Source organism: Tumebacillus lipolyticus, from assembly GCF_042682745.1.
GTDB classification, from domain to species: domain Bacteria; phylum Bacillota; class Bacilli; order Tumebacillales; family Tumebacillaceae; genus Tumebacillus_A; species Tumebacillus_A lipolyticus.
Genome location: NZ_JBHUIO010000005.1, coordinates 544,912 through 565,999 on the forward strand (window position 1 = coordinate 544,912; position 21,088 = coordinate 565,999).

The 21,088-nt window shown below is 55.6% G+C and carries 21 protein-coding genes; 2 read left to right on the forward strand and 19 right to left on the reverse strand.

Annotated features, from left to right (window positions below):
• Nucleotides 1–311: 311 nt before the first annotated feature.
• From ACFSOY_RS07910 to ACFSOY_RS07925, 4 genes are all read right to left on the reverse strand, one after another.
• Nucleotides 312–1,784: a methylaspartate mutase subunit E gene (locus ACFSOY_RS07910; protein ID WP_386045438.1), complete on the reverse strand. Its 1,473-nt coding sequence runs from the start codon at nt 1,782–1,784 to the stop codon at nt 312–314.
• Nucleotides 1,774–3,177, reverse strand: a complete 1,404-nt coding sequence (gene glmL / locus ACFSOY_RS07915; protein ID WP_386045440.1) for a methylaspartate mutase accessory protein GlmL — start codon at nt 3,175–3,177, stop codon at nt 1,774–1,776. Before glmL ends, ACFSOY_RS07910 begins: the two co-directional genes overlap by 11 nt.
• Nucleotides 3,178–3,180: 3 nt before the next feature.
• Nucleotides 3,181–3,594: a methylaspartate mutase subunit S gene (gene glmS / locus ACFSOY_RS07920; RefSeq protein WP_386045441.1), complete on the reverse strand. Its 414-nt coding sequence runs from the start codon at nt 3,592–3,594 to the stop codon at nt 3,181–3,183.
• Between the two features lie 194 nt (nt 3,595–3,788).
• Nucleotides 3,789–3,938: a hypothetical protein gene (locus ACFSOY_RS07925; protein ID WP_386045443.1), complete on the reverse strand. Its 150-nt coding sequence runs from the start codon at nt 3,936–3,938 to the stop codon at nt 3,789–3,791.
• A gap of 297 nt (nt 3,939–4,235) precedes the next feature.
• On the opposite strand from ACFSOY_RS07925, the gene ACFSOY_RS07930 reads away from it, so the two are divergent.
• Entirely contained in the window at nt 4,236–5,576 is a 1,341-nt protein-coding gene (locus tag ACFSOY_RS07930; RefSeq protein WP_386045445.1) for a tetratricopeptide repeat protein, read from the forward strand.
• A gap of 55 nt (nt 5,577–5,631) precedes the next feature.
• Here ACFSOY_RS07930 and ACFSOY_RS07935 read toward each other — a convergent pair whose 3' ends face one another.
• From ACFSOY_RS07935 to ACFSOY_RS07980, 10 genes are all read right to left on the reverse strand, one after another.
• Nucleotides 5,632–6,303, reverse strand: coding sequence for a GNAT family N-acetyltransferase (locus ACFSOY_RS07935; RefSeq protein WP_386046780.1), 672 nt, complete (start codon nt 6,301–6,303; stop codon nt 5,632–5,634).
• Nucleotides 6,304–6,317: 14 nt separating this feature from the next.
• On the reverse strand, nt 6,318–6,899 hold the full coding sequence (locus tag ACFSOY_RS07940; protein ID WP_386045447.1) for a TetR/AcrR family transcriptional regulator: 582 nt from the start codon (nt 6,897–6,899) through the stop codon (nt 6,318–6,320).
• 70 nt (nt 6,900–6,969) lie between these two features.
• Nucleotides 6,970–8,613 (reverse strand): MDR family MFS transporter, encoded by a 1,644-nt coding sequence (locus tag ACFSOY_RS07945; protein ID WP_386045449.1) that lies wholly within the window; start codon nt 8,611–8,613, stop codon nt 6,970–6,972.
• 305 nt (nt 8,614–8,918) lie between these two features.
• Entirely contained in the window at nt 8,919–10,853 is a 1,935-nt protein-coding gene (locus ACFSOY_RS07950; RefSeq protein ID WP_386045451.1) for a C2 family cysteine protease, read from the reverse strand.
• A gap of 219 nt (nt 10,854–11,072) precedes the next feature.
• Nucleotides 11,073–12,206 carry an acyl-CoA dehydrogenase family protein gene (locus tag ACFSOY_RS07955; protein WP_386045452.1) on the reverse strand — a complete coding sequence of 378 codons (1,134 nt, stop codon included), beginning with the start codon at nt 12,204–12,206 and terminating at the stop codon, nt 11,073–11,075.
• A 236-nt stretch (nt 12,207–12,442) separates the two neighbouring features.
• The gene (locus tag ACFSOY_RS07960; RefSeq protein ID WP_386045454.1) at nt 12,443–13,075 is read right to left on the reverse strand and encodes a response regulator transcription factor; all 633 of its coding nucleotides are present in this window, start codon (nt 13,073–13,075) and stop codon (nt 12,443–12,445) included.
• The gene (locus tag ACFSOY_RS07965) at nt 13,072–14,139 is read right to left on the reverse strand and encodes a sensor histidine kinase (protein ID WP_386045456.1); all 1,068 of its coding nucleotides are present in this window, start codon (nt 14,137–14,139) and stop codon (nt 13,072–13,074) included. Before ACFSOY_RS07965 ends, ACFSOY_RS07960 begins: the two co-directional genes overlap by 4 nt.
• Entirely contained in the window at nt 14,136–14,921 is a 786-nt protein-coding gene (liaF, locus tag ACFSOY_RS07970; protein ID WP_386045458.1) for a cell wall-active antibiotics response protein LiaF, read from the reverse strand. The genes ACFSOY_RS07965 and liaF overlap by 4 nt, the downstream gene beginning before the upstream one ends.
• 80 nt (nt 14,922–15,001) lie before the next feature.
• Nucleotides 15,002–15,649, reverse strand: coding sequence for a PspA/IM30 family protein (locus ACFSOY_RS07975; RefSeq protein ID WP_386045460.1), 648 nt, complete (start codon nt 15,647–15,649; stop codon nt 15,002–15,004).
• 30 nt (nt 15,650–15,679) lie between these two features.
• Nucleotides 15,680–16,021, reverse strand: coding sequence for a hypothetical protein (locus ACFSOY_RS07980; RefSeq protein WP_386045461.1), 342 nt, complete (start codon nt 16,019–16,021; stop codon nt 15,680–15,682).
• A 183-nt stretch (nt 16,022–16,204) separates the two neighbouring features.
• Here ACFSOY_RS07980 and ACFSOY_RS07985 point away from each other — a divergent pair, with 183 nt between their 5' ends.
• The gene (locus ACFSOY_RS07985; RefSeq protein WP_386045463.1) at nt 16,205–17,020 is read left to right on the forward strand and encodes a hypothetical protein; all 816 of its coding nucleotides are present in this window, start codon (nt 16,205–16,207) and stop codon (nt 17,018–17,020) included.
• Between the two features lie 153 nt (nt 17,021–17,173).
• On the opposite strand, the gene bacA is transcribed toward ACFSOY_RS07985, so the two are convergent.
• The 5 genes from bacA to ACFSOY_RS08010 all read right to left on the reverse strand — a co-directional run bounded on the left by bacA (nt 17,174) and on the right by ACFSOY_RS08010 (nt 20,932).
• Nucleotides 17,174–17,965: an undecaprenyl-diphosphate phosphatase gene (gene bacA / locus ACFSOY_RS07990; protein ID WP_386045465.1), complete on the reverse strand. Its 792-nt coding sequence runs from the start codon at nt 17,963–17,965 to the stop codon at nt 17,174–17,176.
• Nucleotides 17,966–18,084: 119 nt separating this feature from the next.
• The gene (locus ACFSOY_RS07995) at nt 18,085–18,705 is read right to left on the reverse strand and encodes an SCO family protein (RefSeq protein WP_386045467.1); all 621 of its coding nucleotides are present in this window, start codon (nt 18,703–18,705) and stop codon (nt 18,085–18,087) included.
• Nucleotides 18,706–18,709: 4 nt separating this feature from the next.
• A complete protein-coding gene (gene lgt / locus ACFSOY_RS08000; RefSeq protein ID WP_386045468.1) occupies nt 18,710–19,480 on the reverse strand; it encodes a prolipoprotein diacylglyceryl transferase in 771 nt (256 codons plus the stop codon).
• Nucleotides 19,481–19,550: 70 nt separating this feature from the next.
• On the reverse strand, nt 19,551–19,952 hold the full coding sequence (locus ACFSOY_RS08005; protein WP_386045470.1) for a FixH family protein: 402 nt from the start codon (nt 19,950–19,952) through the stop codon (nt 19,551–19,553).
• Nucleotides 19,953–20,107: 155 nt separating this feature from the next.
• Entirely contained in the window at nt 20,108–20,932 is an 825-nt protein-coding gene (locus ACFSOY_RS08010) for a M15 family metallopeptidase (protein WP_386045472.1), read from the reverse strand.
• Nucleotides 20,933–21,088 lie beyond the last annotated feature (156 nt).

Consider the following 21,088-nt stretch of genomic DNA (forward strand, 5'->3'; position numbering starts at 1 on the left):
TGGAAAAATGAAATATTTTGATTTGGGTAGCTCACTTTGCGTACTCAAATATAAGAAGATTTAATTTTCTTATTTTTCTATTTATCACGCAAAGCGAACCGCTTTATCACGTAAAACGAACTGCGCTCCTCGCCCCGACCTTTCTATGCTGCCGCTCGATCTGACCATCGATGAAAGCTTGGGAGGGACAACTTCATCCCTGCTCTGAAAATCAAAAGGGCCTCCTAAAAGCAGTAGGTTCATTTCGGACACGCCAATGACCACTTTGGAAGGAGGCCTTTCATTTTCACCGAGCTGCTGATCGATCCGCTCTATCTCCTGCTGGTGCTGATCACCTTCTCCGGCCGTCCGACCAGCGTCCCTTTGCTCACCGCATAGATGTCATCGATGACCATCTGAAACGACACCGGGCGCCCTTCGAAGCGCGCGCGCTCCTCCAGCAGCGCGCGGTTGTGATCTTTGATCTCCTGCGTGAAGGGGAGGTTGCCAAACTCCAGATAGCGAATCGCGCCCGAGTTGTCGCGAGCGGGCAACATCTTCCCGGCGTTGTGCTGGCTGGGTGCGAACGGCACATCGAGCACGCCCGCTTGAAACGCTCTGACCGCCCCGATCGCATAATCGCCTTCGCCGAGCTCGTGCACCTTGTCGAGCAAGCATTTCGTCTCCGCCCGGATCAACTCCATCTCCGCCTCCAGCGCGGGAGATGGCGCCATCCGCTGCCCGCGCAGCATGCGCAGCGTCTGTTGCGTGGCCAAGATGCCCTCCGCATTCGCCTCTTTCGTCGGGACGCCGGCCGCTTCGTGCGGCGTTTTGACGATCACTTTCGTCGCCCCTGCCAACGCTGCCGCCTGCGCCCCGAGGCAGACCACGCCGAACGCCTGCGCCTCATCCTGCGGGAATCCGCCCATCCACTGGTGGAACACGGTCGTGACCTCCACCTCGTAGCCGCCGTCGCGGAAATACTCCTCCGCCTGCTGTTCCAGCACCCGAATGGCTGCCACATCCTGCAGCAGATGTCCGCCTTGTCCGTAGCCGAGGGTCAAGCTCTTCACCCCTTGCTCCGCCGCGAGCAACCCTTCGAGGATCATCACCGCATTGGACATGCTCGGCGGCACCAGCGTCCCGGTCAGCGGGCCGAACGGCTCGCGGTTGATCCGCACGCCCATCTCCTCATACAGGCCGACCAAGCGGTCGCAATACTGCCAGTCGAGCAAGGAGCGCTCCAGGCTGACGCTTTTCGCATAGGGGATGTTGTACGAGATCCCACCGCCTTCGTTCGACGTCCAACCGGAGGCGAGCACGATCTCCGACAACAACCGCGCATCCGGCGTGCCGTGGCGCGCCTGCAGCGGCAGGCCGACCGCTTCAAACAGCGCGCGGCAGCCCTCCACGCCGTGGTTGACCGCCGGAAAGCCGTTGAGCATCGAGCGACCGGTCGCCTTGCTCTCCTCGATGCCGACGATGCACTCCCGATAGCGGTTTTGTCGCGTGTAGCTGTCGATCGTCACCGGAAGCAGATCGGCACCGCCCACCTGCTGCAGGTGAAGCAACAGCTCGATCTGTCCCTCGACGGTCGCCACTCCCGCCCGCGGTTGCGCGAGCGTGATGCCCGCCTCCTTCGCGCCCAGCAGCGCGTCAGCAAACCGCTTTGCCAGCGGCACGGAGCGCTGATATTCGACCGCTCGCTCCAGCGCGAGGTTGTGACCTGTCTCCCACTGTTTGAGCACCCCATCGCGCACCGCTAAAAACTGATCGGCGCTCCATTTGACATTTTTAAGCTCCATGCTCTCCCCTCCCGCTTCGTAACAAATATTTTTTCATCAGGCGCAGCGCCCCCTCCGGGTTGCGCTCTGCGACCAGCCCGAGCGCGGAGAGCACGTAGGAGGCATCGATCCACACGTCCGGGTTGAGCGGTGCGAGACAGGTCGGGTTGTCCGCTCGGAAACAGCCAGCGCGGACGATCCGTTCCGGCTGTGCGCTGTGTACCAGCACTCCGCCGGTGCCGATGACCGTCCTCATCTCCAACAGGTCTTTGCCTGTCTGGGACAAAAATAGCCCCATCGGCGTGTACACGCTCTCGACCTCGCCCGCATGCCGCTCCATCGCCATCTCCACCGCCGTCATGCCGAGCGCCTCTTCAAACGAGCGATCATCCTCTGTCTTCGCGACAAAGCTGACCTCCGCCTGCAGCTTTCGACAGCGCTCCTCCACCGAGCCGTCGAACGATTCCAGGTGCTTGCCGATGCGCCTGCTGCCCGCCGTCTCCCACAGGGAGAGCGCACTGACGCGCATTCCGAGATCGCCTTCGACCGTCCGCTTGGCGTACGGTTCCTGCAGCCCCTTCCAGACCACGCCGGGCTTGGTCGGCTCTCCCGTCCCGATCGAGTGAATGTCGGTGGTCGCACCGCCCACGTCGATCACGATCAGCGGCCCGATGCCCGGCTCCAAATCGGTGCCGTCGGCGAGCACCGTCGCCGCCTTGAGCACCGCCGCCGGAGTCGGCATCAGAATCCCGCCGACCAGCTCCTCCGCTTGGGACAGTCCCTTCGCCTTGACGATCTCCTGCAAAAACACTTCGCGGATCGCCTCGCGCGCGGGCTCCACCTGCAATTCGTTCAGTCGCGGCATCACGTTGGCGACCGCTTTATAGGAAACGCCTCGCCGCTCGAAGATCTGCTCGATCTCGTCGCGGGCGTTCTTGTTGCCCGCCACCACGACGGGAAGATCGCCGAGATGTTGGGCGATCAGCGCCGCATTGTGCAAGATGCAGGCTGTGTTGCCACCGTCCGTCCCACCGGCGAGCAGGAGCAAGTCGGGCTGTGCCGCTCGAATCTCCTCGATGTCCAGCCGGGTCAGCTCATAGGAATAGACGCCGAGCACCCGCGCTCCGGCTCCGAGCGCTGCTCGCTTGGCCGCTTCTGCCGTCAGCTCGGGCACGAGGCCGATCGCGATCATCTTCAGCCCGCCGGCCGCACTTGAACAGGCGAGCATCTCGGTGAACTCCAGCGGACCGGTCTGCTCGATCAGCTTGGCGCGCGCCTTTTCAAATCCGATCAGGATGCCCTGCTCCACCGTCGTCAGGTCTTTGGCGGTGCCCAAAATCTGATCTGCCTGCAGATCGATGGCGGTCAACTTCGTATACGTGCTGCCAAAATCGATGCACAGTACCGCTTCCATCGCTCACACCACCAGCCCTAGATCCTCGTGCAGGTTGCGCACTGCGACCTCAAGCGGCACGTCGGGCGAAAAGACGCGGTTGAACCCCATCGCCAGGAACTGTTGCTCCACCGTAGCGAAATCCTGTTTGCCGACGACCAGATTGCCGCCGACATACAGCACCATCTCTGAAAGCCCCGCTTCTTCACACTTTTCGCGCAGCCCGCGACAGTCGATCTCCCCATGTCCGTAAAGCGATGACACCAAAATCGCGCGCGCCCCCGTCTCGATCGCCGCCGAGATGAAGTCCTCCTGCGAGGACAGCACTCCGATATTCACAACGTGGAACCCAGCTTCTGTGAACACATGATCCAATATTCGATTCCCAACCGCATGACAATCCGCACCGATCACACCGATCACAATAGTTGCCTTCACTGGAATCCCTCCGCAGTTAATTTCCAACGATTAATCTTATAAATAAAATTTCTCTCAACATGATTAGATTCCTTCTGCGTGTGAAAAATTAACCTGTTTCTTTGCACAAAAAAACGCGAAGGCGCTCCGCCCCCACTTGAGGGAACAAGATCACCTTCGCGCATCGATCGCTCATTTACTTCTCTGCCAGACGGCTATCCGATGATCGGCGAGTTGCCGATCGGCCATACGACCTCCGCCTGCAACGTGTGGTTTGCACCAAACGATTGTACCACCACTGTCACCACCATCACCATCAGCGCACCACAGATCAGCGCTTTCACCATCGATACATGCTTGCTCATCAATCACGCCTCCTACATCAGATAACATTAACGATATACAATTGCAAAAGTTTATATTTGTTACATATATGGTAGTCCCATTTTCCTTTCGCGTCAATAACATTTTCGAACATTTTACGTAATGATCAGAAATGTTCAATTAGATCATTCAGTTTTCGCTTCCGCAAAGTTGTCCATACTTAAATCTATGACTTAATAAGAAGGACGATTGGCACTTGTTCGAATGTGATATACTAACTTAATAGATGGATTGTTATTGTTTGTTTTCAAAAGACTTGATATAGGAGTGTATCGGGGATGGCAGGAGTTGGACAGAGGATCAAAGAGTTGCGAAAGGCCGCGAATCTGACTCAACAGGAGTTGGCTGAAGGGGTCGTCACGCGTAGCTACATCAGCCAGATCGAAAAAGGGTTGATTCAACCCTCGTATGACACCTTGGAAAAACTGTCGAAGAGACTGAACTGCTCCATCGAAGACTTTTTTAAAGAGCCTGAAAACAAAGCGATGCTGATCACCGAGTGGAAAAAATATGTCCGCTTTGCGGAAGGGCATGCAGAATCAGGACAGTACGAGCAAGCGAAAAAGATGCTAGACAACTTGAACACCGCCACCTTGGACGACCTGAACGAGTACGATCTAGGTATTTTGTACTGGGTGCGCGGTAAGCTATTCGAACAACAAAATCAATTTGAAGAGGCGATGCCTCACTTTGAGGAAAGCTTGCGCCACCTAAAAGAATATGTCGATTCGAAAGAGAAAGTCCGCTCGCTCGATTCGCTCGCCTATTGCTATCTGCAGCTGAACCAGAACCAGACAGCGCTGCGAATCCTAAACGATGCGAACGAAGTGATCATCCGCTATCACCTCGGCGGTTTGACCAAGACGTCCGTCCTGATCAACACCGGCGTTGCGCATGCGAAGCTCGGCGAGCACCATTCGGCGATCTCGCTGTTAAAAGAGGCGAGCTACCTCAACCAGTCGATGAATGTGCACTACAAGGCTGGACATATCTACATCACGCTCGGCATCTGCCACATGCGGGTCGGCAAGACAGAAGAGGCGGTCACCCATTACCGCCAAGCGATCGACTTCTACGAATATGCGGGCGATGCTGAAAACAGAGCAGGCGCCTTTACCAACCTCGGAATTCTCTACACCAACACCGCGCAGCCGGAGCTCGCCATCCAAGCACAGAAGACGGCGATCTCCATCTATGAGGAGTTGCGCGCCGTTCATCGCCACACCGCTCCCACCGAGGCGATCCGCCTTCACGCAAGGGCGATCAACGCTCGGATCGAGCTCGCTCGCGCTTATTTCCATGCGAACAAGTTCGATCATGTGCTTGAGATCTGTCAGGATATCGTTCACGAAGAGAGCGAAGTCAGATTTAAGGCGTTTGCCTATCTGTATCTGGGAGAGGTCGACTTCAAACAAGCCCGCTTTCATGAAGCGCTGTACAATTTCCAAGCATCCCACGACCTGTTCCGCCATGTGAACGACGCGGTGTACGTCCCGCAGATGCAGGAAAAGCTGGCCGACACCTATTTTGAGCTGAAGCAGTTCGAGCAGGCAGCAACGCTTTACAAGAGCAAAAACGAAGCGACCAGAATTCCCCCCGCTCCGGCGATCACCCCCTGACGGCAATCAAAAAGGCTCAGCTTGTGAACAGCTGAGCCTTCGTCATCCTGTATGATCACATCGCGACCAGTGTGATCTCCTCTTGTTCTGCCAGTTGCTCGACCATCTTCAGCCACGCTTCCGGCTTGTCGGGCAACACCGCATAATAGGTGGTCAAAAACTGTCGGATCAGAGCGGCCGGCAATCGATCCACGCTCGGCTCATAGCTCAAAAAGCAGAGGTCGAGCCCAGATACAGCCGCACCATCCCCTTCCCAAGACGGGTGAACATAGGGGAAGTCGAGCTTGCGGTAGCCTAAGTGAGCCAGCACTTCCCGCCGCACATAAGGGTTCATCGACCTAACTCCCCCGAAGGACAGCTCCTCGACCAAATACGGGTTGTAAATTTCGGCAAACATTCCCTTGAGCTGCCGATTCTCCTCTTTCACGACCTGTTGCAAATCTTCCCAACGCTTCTGCGCTAAAAACGGCCCGATGCCCTTGCCATCTTCACCGATGATCGTAAAATCGGTCATCGCCACCTGCATGTCCGCATAGTAGCGATACTCGGTCGCACCGACCACCACACCGTCTTCGACGGCGACGAACACGCGAATTCCCGGGTCCTTGAGCGGCTCTGCCCAGAGTGAAAATTCGAGCACTTCTTCCTTCGGGAACACCTTTCCCATCAGCCGATGCATCTGCCCGAACAGCGGGTCTTCGATGCTCGTGATCCGCACATATTCCATCATTTCTTGACCTCCTATCGAGCAAAACCGCGAATCGCCAAATTGATCAGCGCCTCTGCATCTTCGCTATTCTTTTCCTCCACCACTCCGCTCATCGCCGTATGCATATAAGCTTGCATCGTGCCGGTGATGATCAGCGCGGCATCTGTCGCGTTCATCTCCCGAAATTCTCCACGGTCGATCCCTTGTTGAATCACATCGACGAGGAAGTTGAACAGCACGCCATGCTCCGCTTTCATCTCCTGTTCGAACGATTCGTTCGCCTTGAACTTCAGCATGTGTGCAAAGTTCAGCTTGTAAAACTTGACCATGCGGGGGAATTCTGTGACTTTGTGGGATGCGAACGCACGAAGTTTGTCGGCGGCAGACTCGTAGGGCGCCATCTGCTCCTTGATGTGCTTGTGGTAGGAGCTCATCTGGTAGCGCACCACTTCGGCCAGCAAGCTCTCTTTATCTTTAAAATGCAGATATACCGTCCCTTTGGCGATGCCTGCATCTTCCGCGATCTCCCCAACTTTCGTCTCGTGAAAACCGTCTCTGCTAAAGCGTTTCGCAGCCGCTTCCAAAATCGCCTGCCGCTTGTCAACACTCTTCATGCCAGTCCCTCCGAAAAAGAAATAAGCCCTCTTCATTATAGCAGATTCGGGCTTATTTCGATCCAATCGTTTATGCTTTTACCACTTCTTCTGCAGCAGACTCCGAACTCGCCTCCGGACGCTTTTGCTCGCGCGGCGTGATCTTGATCTTACCGGACAGGAGCGCGACGACCAAGCCGGCTGCGCAGAACCAGATCGACACTTCGAACACCAGGTGCAGCGAGTCGAGCAGCGAGGTTTTGAGCAGCGGGGTGACCGTCTGTTTGAACATCTCGACCGCCTGCTCAGGCAACGCCTTGAGGAACTCTGCGTTGAGCAGCGACGAGTAAAGTCCTTGCGGGTTGTTGTGCGCCATGTCGAGCAAAGACGCCCCTTGCGGTCCAAACCCTTGGAAAACGCCGTCCAACTTGTTGCCGATCACATCGACCGACTTGAAGTTGAAGACCGAGCCGAGCAGCGCGATGCCGACCGTGCCGCCGATCGAGCGGAAGAAGGCGGTCGCCGAGGTGACGGTCCCGCGCACTTCCGCCGGGAACGTCTCCTGAACGGCAATCCCGAGTGCCGGCATGATCACACCCATGCCAAGACCCATCACGACCATGTTCACGCTCGCCTGCAAGCGGGTCGAGTCGAGCCCCAAGGTCAAGCAGAGTCCAAACCCGATCGTCATCAAGCTCAGACCCAGCACCATCGTCGGGCGCAGGCCGACTTTGAACAGGAGCCGCGAGCCGAAGATCGAAGCGAGCATCGAGCCGATCATCATCGGCGTCATCACCGAAGATGCTTGCGAAGGGGTCATGCCGACCACCCCTTGCATAAAGAGCGGGATGAACATCAGCGCGCCAAACATTCCGAGGCTCATCAGGAAGCCGACGATGTTGACGACAGTGAAGACGCGATGTTTGAACAGATGCAGGGGCAGGATCGGATCTTTGGCGCGAGACTCGACCACGACAAACAGCGCGAGGAAGAGAACTGCTGCCACAAACAGACCGATGATCATGCCGGAAGACCACTCATACTCTTTGCCGCCGAGCGACAGTGCGAGCAGCAAGGAGACGATCCCGACGATCAGCGTGCCGATGCCCGCCCAGTCGATCACCGCTTTTTTCTTGATATGCGTCCCTTTCAGCCCTGCCGCAATGACGATCGCAGCCACAATGCCAAAGGGCAAGTTGATGTAGAAAATCCATTCCCAGCTCAGCCAATCGACGATCCAGCCGCCGAGCTGCGGGCCCAAGATGGAGGACAGGCCGAACACCGCCATGAACAAGCCTTGCATCTTGGCGCGGCTCTCCCCGGTCGTGATGTCCCCGATGATCGTCATCGCGAGCGGCATCAGCATCCCACCGCCGATGCCTTGAACCCCGCGATAGATCGCGAGCTGCATCATCGAGTCGGCCATCCCGCAAAGTGCGGAGCCCAAGATGAAGATGCCCATGCCGACGAGGTACAGCGTTCTGCGGCCAAACAGGTCGGCCAATTTCCCTGCGACCGGAACGACCGCAGTCGATGTCAACAGATAGGCGATGGTGATCCAGGTCAACAATTCCATATCGCCCAGCTTCCCGATGATCGTCGGCATCGCCGTGCCTACGACCGTCTGATCGAGCGAAGAAAAAAACAAACCGAGCATCAGGCCGATGATCACCAAAGTCCGCTTGCGGCTTGGCGTCGTCAGGTCTGTCGGTTCCACTGTCAAAGCGCTTGTCATCGCTTCAGTCACCTCCAATAGATAAGGACAACCTGATGACTGACCCGTCAGTCATCATGCCAACAAGCATATTATGACCCGTGGGTCATTGTCAAGAGTGAATGCTTTCCTCTGCGCGAGTCGCGATTATGACTCTCTTTGCGGCCCGATCCTGATAAATTTTCACGCAAACGAGGGACTGCCTGATCTGCCCGACATCGCTTGTTCATTCGACTTTCGCATGGCGCGTCTCCCACTCCGAGCAGGCTCAAAGAAAAAAGCACTCCTTTGCGGAGTGCTCTTGACGATCGACACATGAAGTTAGCTTATTGATAAGGAATCAGTGCATATTCGTTCACGTCCACGATGCTGATATCGGAGAAGCGCTTGGTCAGATCGGAGAGGTCCAGCCAAAACTCGGCGCTCTCCGTTTCCTTCGCCGTCGTCTCTTCGGAAAACCACTTTTTTGAATAGGTTCGACCGTACCTTCCCCATGGGTTGCGCAGCTTTACTTCCTTGAGCTCCCCGACCTCTCGATATCCGAGCAACGCATACGCGTGTCCTCCAGCTAACCCTTTCGCCATCTGTTCTCCGCCGCTATGCCCGAAGCCGAACAATCCTTTCTTCTTGGGAGTGGCGATCTTTTTGTGAGTGCCAGCTGCAAGGACCTTTCCTGCATCGACAGATCGTTTGATCAGATCGAACGTGGCTTCCTGTGTTTTGGTGTACTTGCCTGTACCTCTCTTTCCACCGTACATCTGTTTTCTTTGGAGGAATCCCATGACGATCTTGTAAATTGAAGCAGGAAGTTTCTGCTTTTTGAGATACTCATCGATCTCTGTCAGTTGGACGTGTCGGGACTTATTGTGCATCTCTTCTAGCTGAGACACAGCAGGTTGCATCTTCAATATCCATTCATTCATATATCCATTCCCAAAACTATCGAGCTCTTGGAGCAACTCGTTCATGAACAGCCATTTCCCACCATCTGTCATCACATCATAGGTCGTGATAGGATGCTTTTCTGCTTCCCGCCCGGTCAGATGCTCAAAGGCGAAGGCCTCCTGTCCGCTCGCGATCTGCCCAAACGTGTTCTCATGCAACGGCACGCGATCGGAGGAACTCCCATAATAGCCTGCTGCCGCGTACGCTTTCTCCAGCAGTTGCACCCAGAGGGTACCTTGTGCGAACTCATCTCTCCTGCTGGTGGGATTCACGCGCCTGACCACCGATTTTTCGATGGTGACTTCCCGCGGGGTGAACAATTTCGAATCTGTGCCCGTCTGATTGACATCATAAAGTCTCACCGTCACCGTTCCATTGCCATTATCGCGCATCATCTTCGTGATGTGGGCCGGCGAGTTGTGAAGCAGGCTTACCACAGCGGCCAACAGATAGCAATCCCCGATGTATCCCTGCCGCACATCTTCCATCTTCGGCTGATGAGGGAATAGAGGTTGCACCCCTAGATCCTCTTCCGTCTTCTCATAGCGAAGTTCCGGATCGATTTTCAAATTGTTAAAGTTCCGGATCGCCGAGCGCTCCACATAACCTTCTGGAATCGCCAAATAGTTTCGGCTGCCCGCAATCTTAAGATTCGCTCTCACTTTATAGAAATCTTCCTTCTTCAATCCGTCCGGTCCTTGACTGTCGGTTAGATATTCGCAGAGAAAACCTCTTCTCGCGATCCCGATCGTGTTCGACATCCCATCCAAAATCCTCGCATTGGTGATGAAGACCCCACCTTTCACCTGATCATCAGCAGATTCTGGCACTGGTTTAGTCAGCTCTGGGTTGGGGTCCTGAACCGGATCGAGCGGCGAGGAGAGCTCGCCAAACCCGTTCATCTCGATCCATTCGTCTCGCATTCGCGAGATCAGCTTTTGTATCGCGTTAGAGCGCAACCCCCATCGCGTACTCTCTTGCACGCTAAGCTGTGAGCCGACTTGTAAAAACTCTTGATGCCAAGCGGCGATGCTGCGATTCAGACCGAGCAGCAGTTGCTCTCGCGCAGGAGAGTCGGCCGACAGCTTGGAGTACTCCTCGACAAGTTTGCAGATCGCCCCCCACGTTCCCTTGTCGGGCGGAAGCTCTTCCGAGCGCCACGAGCTAAAGCTGTCTGGCGTTCGCTGAATCGGTTGGCGATGTTGCAGATATTGTACGACCTTTTGGTTTCCTGCCGCCTTTTGCATCTGCAGGAGCAGATCGGCAGAACTGGTACCGGAAGTATGTTTTCGCTGAAGCGCAGTCGAAGACCTCATCCCAATCTGAGTTCCAGATTGATGATCTTGCGCGCCTGTTCGTTTGGAAGAGAAAGTTCTCATGCTCACTCAACCTCAATTAAAATTTTCATCATACAATTTAATTTACCACAGGAAGACTGATCTGCCTATCGTCAATCGATTTGCTCATCCGGTCGGCAAGCGCTTCCCAACCAAAAAGAAGCCGCTGTGACAATCGGTCACATCGGCTTCTGACAACTACATCGAACGCATCACGTTTTTGGCGATCAAAAACTCATGGATCTGCGTCGAACCTTCAATGATTTCGTTGATCTTCGCATCGCGGAAGTATCGCTCGACCGGATAGTCGGAGTGAACGCCGTTGCCGCCATGAATCTGCACCGCGTCTGTCGCCACTTTGGTGACCATGACGGAGGACAGGTATTTCGCATTCCAGGTCTCCATGATCGAGTCCGGGTCCATCACATCTTTTAAATACCCCGCATGGTAACAGAGCAGACGAGCCGATCTGACCTGCACCACCATCTCGGTGATCATCTTTTGGATCAGCTGGTTCTCCCCGATCGGCGCCCCGAACTGATGGCGCGTCTTCGCGTACTGCACGCTCGCTTCCAGACAGGCTTGAGCAAGTCCGATGCAGCCCCACGCCACCGTGTAGCGGCCGTAGTCGAGGCAGGAGAGCGCAACTCCGGTCAGCCCCATGCCGACGCGACCGACGATGTTCGACTTCGGAATGCGGCAGTCCTCAAAGGTAAGCTCGGCGAGCATCGAGCCGCGCGATCCCATCAGCCCGGTCATCGGCTTGCGGGAAAAACCGGCGCGATCTGCCTCGACGAGGAAAGCGGTCGGCTGGCCATCATAGCTTGCGATCACCAGGAACAGGTCGGCAAGCTGGCCCATCGAGATCCACTTCTTGCTCCCGTTTAAAAGGATGTCATCTCCATCTGCCACCGCCGTCGTCTTCACGCTTTTCGCATCGGAGCCGACATCTGGCTCAGACAGAGCGAACGCGCCGATCAACTCGCCCTTCGCCAGCTTGTGCAGATAGAAGTCGCGCTGTTCGCGAGAGCCCCAGCGCTGGAGCGCAAGCGCGACCATTCCGTGCACGGTCAGGAGCACGCGCGTCGAAGCGCAGGCGCGGCCCAACTCTTCATTCAAAATTCCGAGCGTGACATTGTCAAGCCCCATGCCGCCATACTCGGTGGGCAACATCGAGCCGATGTATCCAGTTTCGATCATCTTCGGTACGATCGATTCATGAAGTCGCTCTTCACGGTCATTCCAAGCTGCATACGGGATGACATGTTCATCAGCAAATGCGCGAAACTCTTCTTTCCTAGCTAGCTGTTCTGCTGTCAATTCGGTTTTCATTCTCTCACCCCTTCTAATTTATCGTACAAACTTTATTTACTTAAATCAACACCTTTTTCTTGAAGCATTCGAATTTGATCGACGATTGATCGCGCATACACGTTGCATCTGCCAGCTTCACAAGGTGACGATTCCTGCTTTGAAGCAACACCTCCCGCAGCCGCGTTCGATCAGGTACGCACAACAAAAAGCCTTGACGGCCGCCAAGGCTTTTCCGAAAGACGCGAGTTCTCACACTACTCTACCAATTTGTTTCGATGCGCATAGATGGCCGCCTGCGTGCGGTCATCCACCTCCAGCTTCGCGAGGATCTGGGTGATGTGCGCTTTGACCGTCTTGACGGCGATGACCAGCTCGTCGGCGATCTCCTGATTGTTCTTCCCCTCGGCGATCAGCTGGAGGATCTCCAGCTCCCTCGCGGTCAGCAACTCGTGCGGCTTGGCTTCATCGGAGCGTCGCATGCGCGAGAGCACCTTGCCGGTCACCTTCGCTTCCAGCACCGACTGCCCCTTGCTCGCCTGACGAATCGCCTCGGCGATCTCCTGCGCTTTCGACGTTTTGAGCAGATAGCTCAGCGCACCCGCCTCGATCACCGGATACACTTTGTCATCATCGATAAAGCTGGTCAGGACGATGATCTTCGGATCGGGAAGCAGGCGGCAGATCTCCTTCGTCGCCTCAACGCCATCCATCCCCTCCATCACCAGATCCATCAAGATCACATCAGGCTTGTGCAAGACGGCCAGCCGCACGCCTTCCAACCCGTCAGAAGCTTCGCCGACCACCTCGATGTCCGGCTGCGCTTCCAGATAGGCGGACATGCCCATCCGCACCATCTCATGATCGTCTACAAGCAATACGCGGATCATCGCTCCTGCTCCCCTCTGTCTTCTATGATTGGAACTTTTACAGACAGTTGCGTCCCTTTGCCTGGCGACGAGATCATGTCCAACACGCCGCCGATCTCATCTGCCCGCTCCTGCATCGATCGCAGACCGTAAGAGGCTGCTTTCGAAGAGCTCATGTCGAAGCCGACCCCGTTGTCGATCATCCGCAAAAAGACCTGCGTGTCTGTCGCGCCGAGCCTGACGGTGACCGAAGTGGCCTGTGAGTGGCGAAACACGTTGGACAGACCTTCCTGCACGATGCGAAACAGATGATCCTCCACCCCTTTTGACAGCGGCGGGATGTCGGTGATCTCGGTGCGAATCTCGATCGGCTGTTTCGCTTGAAACTCTTGCAGCAGCTCCTCCAGCCCCTCGCGCAGCCCCTTTCCTTCCAACGTGGCAGGTCGCAGGTGCAAGAGCAGTGCACGCATCTCCTTTTGCGCGTGGCCGGCCATCTTTTCGATCATCGCGATCTGCCGTTCGATCTTGCCGCCCTCCATGTTGTTCATGTTTTCCTGAACGGCAGAAGACATCATCGAGATCGCAAACAGCTGTTGCGAGACCGCATCGTGCAGTTCCCGCGCCAAGCGCTGGCGCTCTTCGAGAATCGCCGATTTCTTCAACTGATCCTGCATCTCCGCCTTCTCTGTCGACAGGCGCTGCAGCGATGCGACCTGCTTCTCGATGCGCTGCGCCATCTCGTTCAGCCGGTCGCCCGACAGCCCGATCTCATCATCTCCAAGCGGAGGCACGCGGTGGGCGAACTGCCCTTTCTCATAGCGCAACGTCGCTTCGACCAACACCTCCAAGCGCTGCTTCAAGCTGTAGCCGAAGGTGAAGCCGGAGACGACGCCTGCCGCGACGATCAGGAACAGCAAGATCAGCAGCACCGGGATGTCAAACCATTTTGCATTCCACAGCTCGGTCAGGCTGAGCTCATATTGTACGATCATCACGATCAGCACAGGGATTGCTATCATCAGGCCGACGCCGAGCGTAAACCGAGTCATCCGCCATTGGATGTTCGCCATCTGTTTTCGGCTCATAAGTACCTCACATCCACATCTCCGAGCAACATCGAGATCGATATCTTCACTTTTCTCGAAGCTCCAGAATAGCTAGGTGAGGTCTTTTGCAGGTGGCAGTTCAGCCCGCCCTGCTTGGTGCCGAGCACCTCCACATTGCCAGCGGTGACCGATGCGGTGACCGCCACGTCCAGATCATAGGGAACATAGATATCCACATCGCCGACCAGCGCGGAGATGACGAGCGTCGTCTCGCCTTCGGGGATGATCGCTTTGGACAGGTCGATCTTCACATCGCAGGCACCGTAGGAGATGTTGAGCCCTTCCAAATCGAACTGGTGATTGATCAGCCGCAGATTGCCGACCAGCGATCCGCCGAAAGAGGGGATCGACCAGCCGTACCGCCAATCGTCAGACCGCGCTCGATCTTCCCGCTCCGCTTCCTCTGACGCTTTTCGCTTGTGCTCTTCTGATCGTTCGTGCTCTTCGTCCTGCTCGTGCCTGCAGTTCCACGATCTAGCTCGCTTCGGCTCTCGCTCTTGGCTTTTGATCAACCGATAGCCGAGGTAGACGAACAGGGCAGCCACGACGATGCCGGCGAGGTCTATGTCAAACGCTCGCTTCACGAGGAGGATCGCACCGGTCACCATCAGCACGATACCTGCGAGCTGTGAACGATTCTGATAGAGCCAATAGCCGATAACACCGAGCAATACCGGGAGAAACAGATCGAGAGCGCTCAACACAATAATGATAAAAACGATTGCAAAAACGATGAGGACAGGATTTTTTGGCAAGCGCACCCTTTGTCCCCCCTTCCTTGCTGTTATTATAAACCATAAACGCAAGAAGGGGCCCATGCGGGCACCCTCAGCTTTTGCATTTAGGAGATTTTTTCGCTGCGCATGCGCTCCAACTCTTTTTCTACCTCGTCCGCATACTCGAAACGTGCGTAGCTCATCTCATCAAAGCAAGAGGATGCCGCAGTTTTTGCTCTGATCTCCTTCTCCAAGATGCGGTCTTCCAAGCGTTGAAACTCGCGGAAGAAGCTTTCCGAGTCGATGCTGTGCAGCGCGGTGACGATGCGTTCCTTCACATCTGCGATATTGGCGCGGGCGATCAGCGCTTGCTTGCGATCTTTCAGCTCCTGATAGCGGCGCTCCAGCAGTGCAACCTGCTCTTTGAGCTCTGCGACCTGCACGAATGCGATCTCCGCCTGCTCGCTATAGTAGCTTGCGCGCGCCTCGTAGTGCTTCATCTCTCCGAGCGCTTTACGTGCGAGGTTCTCCTCGCCAGCGTTGAACGCTTGCTCCGCTTGGCGGCGACGCTTGTCTTCCAGCGCTTGCGCCTCCTCTTTGTTGCGCTCGAAGCTCGCAGCGAGCGTCTGTTGCTTGACGATCGCATGGCGCGCTTTGTGCAGCTCGTCCTCCATGTTGCGGATCGTGTGGTTGAGCATCATCTTCGGATCTTCCAGTTGATCCAGACCTTCGTGAATCGCTGCCGATACGATGTTGCAGATGCGTTTGAACATATGTGACTCCTCCTTAGGGGTTGTGTGAGATTAGTTGCGTTGTTTTTTCAAGAAATCTTTCCACTCATCATCAAATCTGTCGTCCACTTTGACGCGGCCAGCTGTGTGAACATCGCCAGAGTGGCGGCATACCGGCTGATCCTCTTTCAATTTTCTCATCAGCTTCAGCACGATGTACGCACCGCCAGCCAGGATCGCCAAGGCGAACACGAGGGAGAAGACCATCCCGATCAGCGCCGGCAGCCAGCCGCCGGTGAACATCAGGCCGAGCAGCAACAGGATGACCGCCGACACTTTCTTGCCTCGTTTTAAATTTTTCACCCCGAAGTAGAAGAACATCAGGGAGATCAAAAAGCTTATGAACCCGCCCATGTGATTCACTCCTTTCGTGTAGTGGTTGTTCTTGATGTCTTTATCTTACGGAATTTCACGAGGCGGCTTAATGTACCTGAGTTGAATCTTCAGATCAGACTTTGGTCGTAGATCGGGTAGGACAAGCGGGAGATCGATCGCGTACAATGGATGAAATGAGGGAAAAGAGAGGAGGTTGCATCGATGAAGGAGCAACTGCTGTTGAGCCCCGAACTGGTGGGGCGCATCGAACGATCGAACTGCCTGGAGCATCTGGACAAGTGCCAGAGCATGCAAGCGCGGGAAGGCAATCCGATGGGAATCGTCATCGAGCATTTCGGCTCGGCCACGGCGGTCGGTTCGGCCGTCCTCGGCGGTGCGACAAACCGGGTGATGTGCTTTGGGGATCATGAGGAAGGGCGGTTGGATGAGATCATCCGCTTCTTTGCTGAGCACAACCTGCCGTTTCGCTTTGAAATCTGCCCAGGCGATGTGAGCGCAGACTTGCTGGCCAAGCTGGCAGATCGCGGCTTCGAACAAAATGGGTTCCATGCGGTGATGTATGGAGCTCCGCAGACAGCGCCACCTGTGCTTCCAACTGAGCTGACCATCGATCAGGTGGCGGAGCAACAGTTTGACCTGTACGGCGATCTGTATGTTCAAAGTTTCGGCATGCCTGACTGGACGAAAGCGGGGGTGGCAGAAAACAACCGCCTGCTCAGCCAGCGCCCCGGACGCACCTTTTACTTCGCCGCTGTCGATCACGCCCCCGCAGCTGTAGCCAGCCTGTTCGTCGCAGATCAGGTCGCCAACCTCGCGCTGGCGGGCACGGCGCCGGACTACCGCGGGAAGGGCTGTCAGTTGGTCTTGTTGCATCAGCGCTTGTTCGATGCGAGCGCCCAAGGGTGCGATCTGGTGGTCGGACAGGCTACCTTCCTGTCGACCAGCATGCGGAACATGCAACGCGCAGGGTTGCAGCTCGCCTATACGAAAGCGTTCTTCAGCAAGCGCAGTCGGTAGGATCTGCTTCTGCTTCGTACCTTTCGCAAGCGCTTTCCATCTGCGATCGATCGCTTTTACTTCTTCCCAAAAAAGAACAAAAGAAAAGACCTTCGCGCAACTTTTCCAGAGCGCAAAGGTCTTTTTGTCGACTGCGTACAACTGCAGGTCATTTTACAACACGAACAGCCAAAAAAGCCCGGCCAACACAAAGCGATAGATGGCAAACGGGGTCAGCTTGACGCGTTCGAGCAACTTCAGGAAGGATACCATCGCCACCATCGCGACGACGAACGAAGCGACAAAGCCGACCGCAAAATATCCGAAGTCGCTGGAGGAGAGATGCCCCCAGCTTTTGAACAGATCGAGCCCGGTCGCACCGACCATCATCGGGATGGCGATAAAAAACGAAAAATCTGCCGCCGCTTTCCGATGAACGCCGTACAGGAGACCGCCCGACATCGTCGAACCGGAGCGCGAGAAACCTGGCCACAGGGCGAGGCATTGAAACAGACCGATCGTCAGAGCTTGTCTGTACGTGATATCGTCGATCGTCTTCGCTTTGATCTCGCCTTGAAACCTCTCTGCCGCGATCATCAGCACCCCGCCTGCGACCAAACCGATCAGGACGGTGGTCGGGGAGAACAGCACATCTTTGATAAAGCCGTGCAGGAGCAGACCTAAAATCATCGCCGGCAAGATGCCCAAGAACACATGGAGCAAGTTGATGTTGTACTTTGGCGTGTTCGCCCCGCGAATGCCAAACAGCGCGAAGATGCGCTTGCGATACAACACGGCAGCCGCCATGATCGCTCCAAGTTGAATGAAGATCTCAAACGTCTTGGCCGCTTCCCCGGTGAAATCGAGCAGTTCTCCCGTCAGGATCAGGTGCCCGGTCGAGGAGATCGGCAGAAACTCTGCCAAGCCTTCGATCAGCCCCATCAATAGCGCAGTGATATAATCCATGGCCGACTTCCTTTCCTCTCAAAATACTCTTTTGCATCATACACTAGATGCGGGCGATGAAAAACCCCATCCTTGTAAAAAACGGATGGGGTTGGCATTACAATCTCGCGTCAAAATCGCTATTCTTTCGCTAGTTTCACAATATCTTTCAGCACATCTTCGGTCGGCATCTCGTCGCCCATGTAATACACTTTGCGCACATTGTTTTTCGCGTCCACCAGATACAGCGAACGGGTGGCGTGGATAAAGGTGCCGTCCGCCTGCTCTTCGACAAAGGCGCCGTAGCTCTCGACCACCTTGTGCGTATCCGCTTCCTTGCCGCGCAGCAGCGTCCACCCGCTCTGATCGATGCCCATCGCCTCCGCGTGCGCTTTCAACACGTCTGGCGTGTCGCGATCCGGGTCGAACGTGACGGAGACGAACTGCACCTTGTCGCCAAAGAAGCCCTTTGCTTTCAGCTCTTTTTGCAGGTTGACCATCTTCGCCGTCGTGATCGGGCAGATGTCCGGACAGTTGGTGAAGAAAAACTCGACCAGTCTGACCTTCCCGTTGTAATCGGTGAAGGAGACATCCTGGTTGTCTATATTCTGCAGCGTAAAATTGGGGGCGCGGTTCAAGATCGGCAGTTTGGTGTATCCCGACCAGAACCAGTATGCAATCCCTCCGATAAACGCGACGATCAGCAACACGATAAAGCCATTTACCAACAGGTTGTTACGCCGCTTGCTGGTTGCTTCCATATCTTCACTGCCCTTTCTTCAGCAGGCGCGTCGCCGCGTAGAGCACCACCGTCACCCCGATGGCTGCCACGCTTGTCCATTGACCTGCCGTCCAGTTAAACAGATACTCTGGCGTATCACCGCGCAAGTATTCCAGAAAGAACCTCGCGACCGAATAGAGCGTCACATAGGCGACAAACAGCATTCCTTTTGGAAGCGGTTTGAACTTGAGCAGGATCAACAGCGCGAAGACGACCATGTTCCACATGCTCTCAAACACTTCGGCTGGCCACAGCGGTTGATCGCCATACTCAGCATGCGCGTTCGTGCCGGGCGGATAGACGATGCCAAATCCGCTGTTGGTCGGCGCACCGTACGCATCCCCGTTCAGGAAGCAGGCGGCGCGCCCAATCGCCTGAGCCAAGATCATCCCCGGCGCGAAAATGTCTGCCGTCTCCCAGAACGACCATTTCAGCTTCCGCACATACCAAGCTCCGGTGAGGATGCCCCCGATCAGGCCGCCCTGCACCGACATTCCGCCATCCCAGACGGCAAAGATCTGCAACGGGTGGGAGAGATAATAGCCGCCCTGAAAGAACAGCACCTCCCAGAGCCGCGCCCCGATCAGGCCGCCCAAGATGGTCGAAAAGGCCATCTCGCTGACTTTCTCCGGGTCCTTTCCTTGCAGCTTGGCAAAATAGGCGGTCACGCCGAGTCCAAGCATGATCGCGAGCACCGATACCACCGAGTGGGACGGTACGGCAAACCCGAAAATCTCAAAGAGATATTCCCGCACTGTTGAACCTCCTCATGTCCATCATCCGACCGCACGTCGCAAAGACGCTCTGCATACATTCAGACCTGCACTACTTCACCACTTCGAAGCTGACGGTCGGCATCTGATGGATCTCTTTTGTCGTGGTGTGGATCGTCACCTGATACTTGCCAGCCTCGGCAAACGATTTCTTCAGCGAATACACACCGTCTTTTCCTGTCGCCTTCAGAGTCTCATGCTTCTCCTCACCGCGCCAGATTTCAAACTCGACTTTCGCATCTTCTACTTTTGCATCTCCTTGCGAGATGTTGGCGACAAGCTCCGCTTCCTCGCCCACCTTGACCGGGCTCGGATTGGTGGCAAAATTGATGGTCAACTTCTGGGGCGCGTTCGACCCATGCGCTTGATGAGGATCTTGCGCCTGATCGCTACCGCATCCAACACTTGTCATCGCAACGATGGCAGACACAGCCACCCATAATTTCCATTTCATCTTCTGCACCTCCTGCATTCACAGGCAATCATACCAAACTCTATTTCGCGAGGACATTACTCAAACGGGCTATCTTTATTACGAAAGTGTGACACCTCTGCCATAACTTTATCCAAGCGAAAAAGCAGACTCGTCCTTCGCGAGCCTGCTTTCGATCAGTCTATCTGAAAATATTCTTCCATCGTCAGATCTTTCGCTCGCAGCTCTGCTGCCAGCTCCGTGCCGACATATCGCAGATGCCACGGCTCATACGCATAGCCGGTGATCGATTCTTTTCCCTTCGGATAGCGGATGATAAAACCATATTGATCGACGTGGTCTGCGATCCACTTCGCCTCTGGCAGATCGGCAAAGCAGTCTTCCACCGCGCACTTGCCGTCGCTGCCCGATACATCGACCGCAAGCCCCGTCTCATGCTCGCTGTGACCGGGCACTGCGCTGTAGCGGCGCGCTTCCGCTTCGCCCTGCGTCTGGACATAATAGTTGAAGAGCTGCGTCTGCGTGGCGTTGGAGCGGTAGGCGGACGCGACGCTCAGATAGATCCCATCTCGCTTGGCGTCTGCAAACATTTTTTTCAGCGCTTCTGCCGTCTCTTTTGCCATCAGGCGCTTCTCTCCGCCTTCTCCGGAGAGAAAGGGCAACTCTCTGTCGTCGACCAGATTGGGCGGTTGAAAGCCGGAGGGCAGCCCGACCTTTTTGTTCACGAGGACGGTGACGCTTCCAGGCTGACCGGCGACAGGCTTGCTCGGCTTTTCAGCTTGCCCGTTTGCTCCCGTCTGCCCGCTTTCTCCTGCTTGCCCGTTTTGACCTGCTTCCCCAGCTTGTCCATCCTGACCGCTTGGCTCCTGCTGATCAGACTGACCGACTGCGGGGGGTTTGGGCGTTTTAGACTGTGCCGTCAACGAATCACACCCGCTGCCAAGCGCCAGAGCGGCGAGGAGCAGGGTGGCGAGACCGGCAATTCGGATTCTCTTGCTCAATGTCGTTTCCTCCTGATCTGATGTCTAGTACTAGGATACCAGCAATGCGATCCTTTTTCTATGTCGCTTGCACCGAATGTTCCGGTCGATATATACTTCATAACACAAGGATCAAAATGGAAATTCGAAATTATCCTCGACCGCAACCTCATGATC

What these genes read in the sequence shown, in the direction of transcription:
- ACFSOY_RS07910 (WP_386045438.1), bottom strand. Translation starts at nt 1,784, where the DNA reads ATGGAGCTTAAAAATGTCAAATGGAGCGCCGATCAGTTTTTAGCGGTG.
- glmL (WP_386045440.1), bottom strand. Translation starts at nt 3,177, where the DNA reads ATGGAAGCGGTACTGTGCATCGATTTTGGCAGCACGTATACGAAGTTG.
- ACFSOY_RS07925 (WP_386045443.1), bottom strand. Translation starts at nt 3,938, where the DNA reads ATGAGCAAGCATGTATCGATGGTGAAAGCGCTGATCTGTGGTGCGCTG.
- ACFSOY_RS07930 (WP_386045445.1), top strand. Translation starts at nt 4,236, where the DNA reads ATGGCAGGAGTTGGACAGAGGATCAAAGAGTTGCGAAAGGCCGCGAAT.
- ACFSOY_RS07935 (WP_386046780.1), bottom strand. Translation starts at nt 6,303, where the DNA reads ATGGAATATGTGCGGATCACGAGCATCGAAGACCCGCTGTTCGGGCAG.
- ACFSOY_RS07940 (WP_386045447.1), bottom strand. Translation starts at nt 6,899, where the DNA reads ATGAAGAGTGTTGACAAGCGGCAGGCGATTTTGGAAGCGGCTGCGAAA.
- ACFSOY_RS07945 (WP_386045449.1), bottom strand. Translation starts at nt 8,613, where the DNA reads ATGACAAGCGCTTTGACAGTGGAACCGACAGACCTGACGACGCCAAGC.
- ACFSOY_RS07950 (WP_386045451.1), bottom strand. Translation starts at nt 10,853, where the DNA reads ATGAGGTCTTCGACTGCGCTTCAGCGAAAACATACTTCCGGTACCAGT.
- ACFSOY_RS07955 (WP_386045452.1), bottom strand. Translation starts at nt 12,206, where the DNA reads ATGAAAACCGAATTGACAGCAGAACAGCTAGCTAGGAAAGAAGAGTTT.
- ACFSOY_RS07960 (WP_386045454.1), bottom strand. Translation starts at nt 13,075, where the DNA reads ATGATCCGCGTATTGCTTGTAGACGATCATGAGATGGTGCGGATGGGC.
- ACFSOY_RS07965 (WP_386045456.1), bottom strand. Translation starts at nt 14,139, where the DNA reads ATGAGCCGAAAACAGATGGCGAACATCCAATGGCGGATGACTCGGTTT.
- ACFSOY_RS07975 (WP_386045460.1), bottom strand. Translation starts at nt 15,649, where the DNA reads ATGTTCAAACGCATCTGCAACATCGTATCGGCAGCGATTCACGAAGGT.
- ACFSOY_RS07980 (WP_386045461.1), bottom strand. Translation starts at nt 16,021, where the DNA reads ATGGGCGGGTTCATAAGCTTTTTGATCTCCCTGATGTTCTTCTACTTC.
- ACFSOY_RS07985 (WP_386045463.1), top strand. Translation starts at nt 16,205, where the DNA reads ATGAAGGAGCAACTGCTGTTGAGCCCCGAACTGGTGGGGCGCATCGAA.
- bacA (WP_386045465.1), bottom strand. Translation starts at nt 17,965, where the DNA reads ATGGATTATATCACTGCGCTATTGATGGGGCTGATCGAAGGCTTGGCA.
- ACFSOY_RS07995 (WP_386045467.1), bottom strand. Translation starts at nt 18,705, where the DNA reads ATGGAAGCAACCAGCAAGCGGCGTAACAACCTGTTGGTAAATGGCTTT.
- ACFSOY_RS08005 (WP_386045470.1), bottom strand. Translation starts at nt 19,952, where the DNA reads ATGAAATGGAAATTATGGGTGGCTGTGTCTGCCATCGTTGCGATGACA.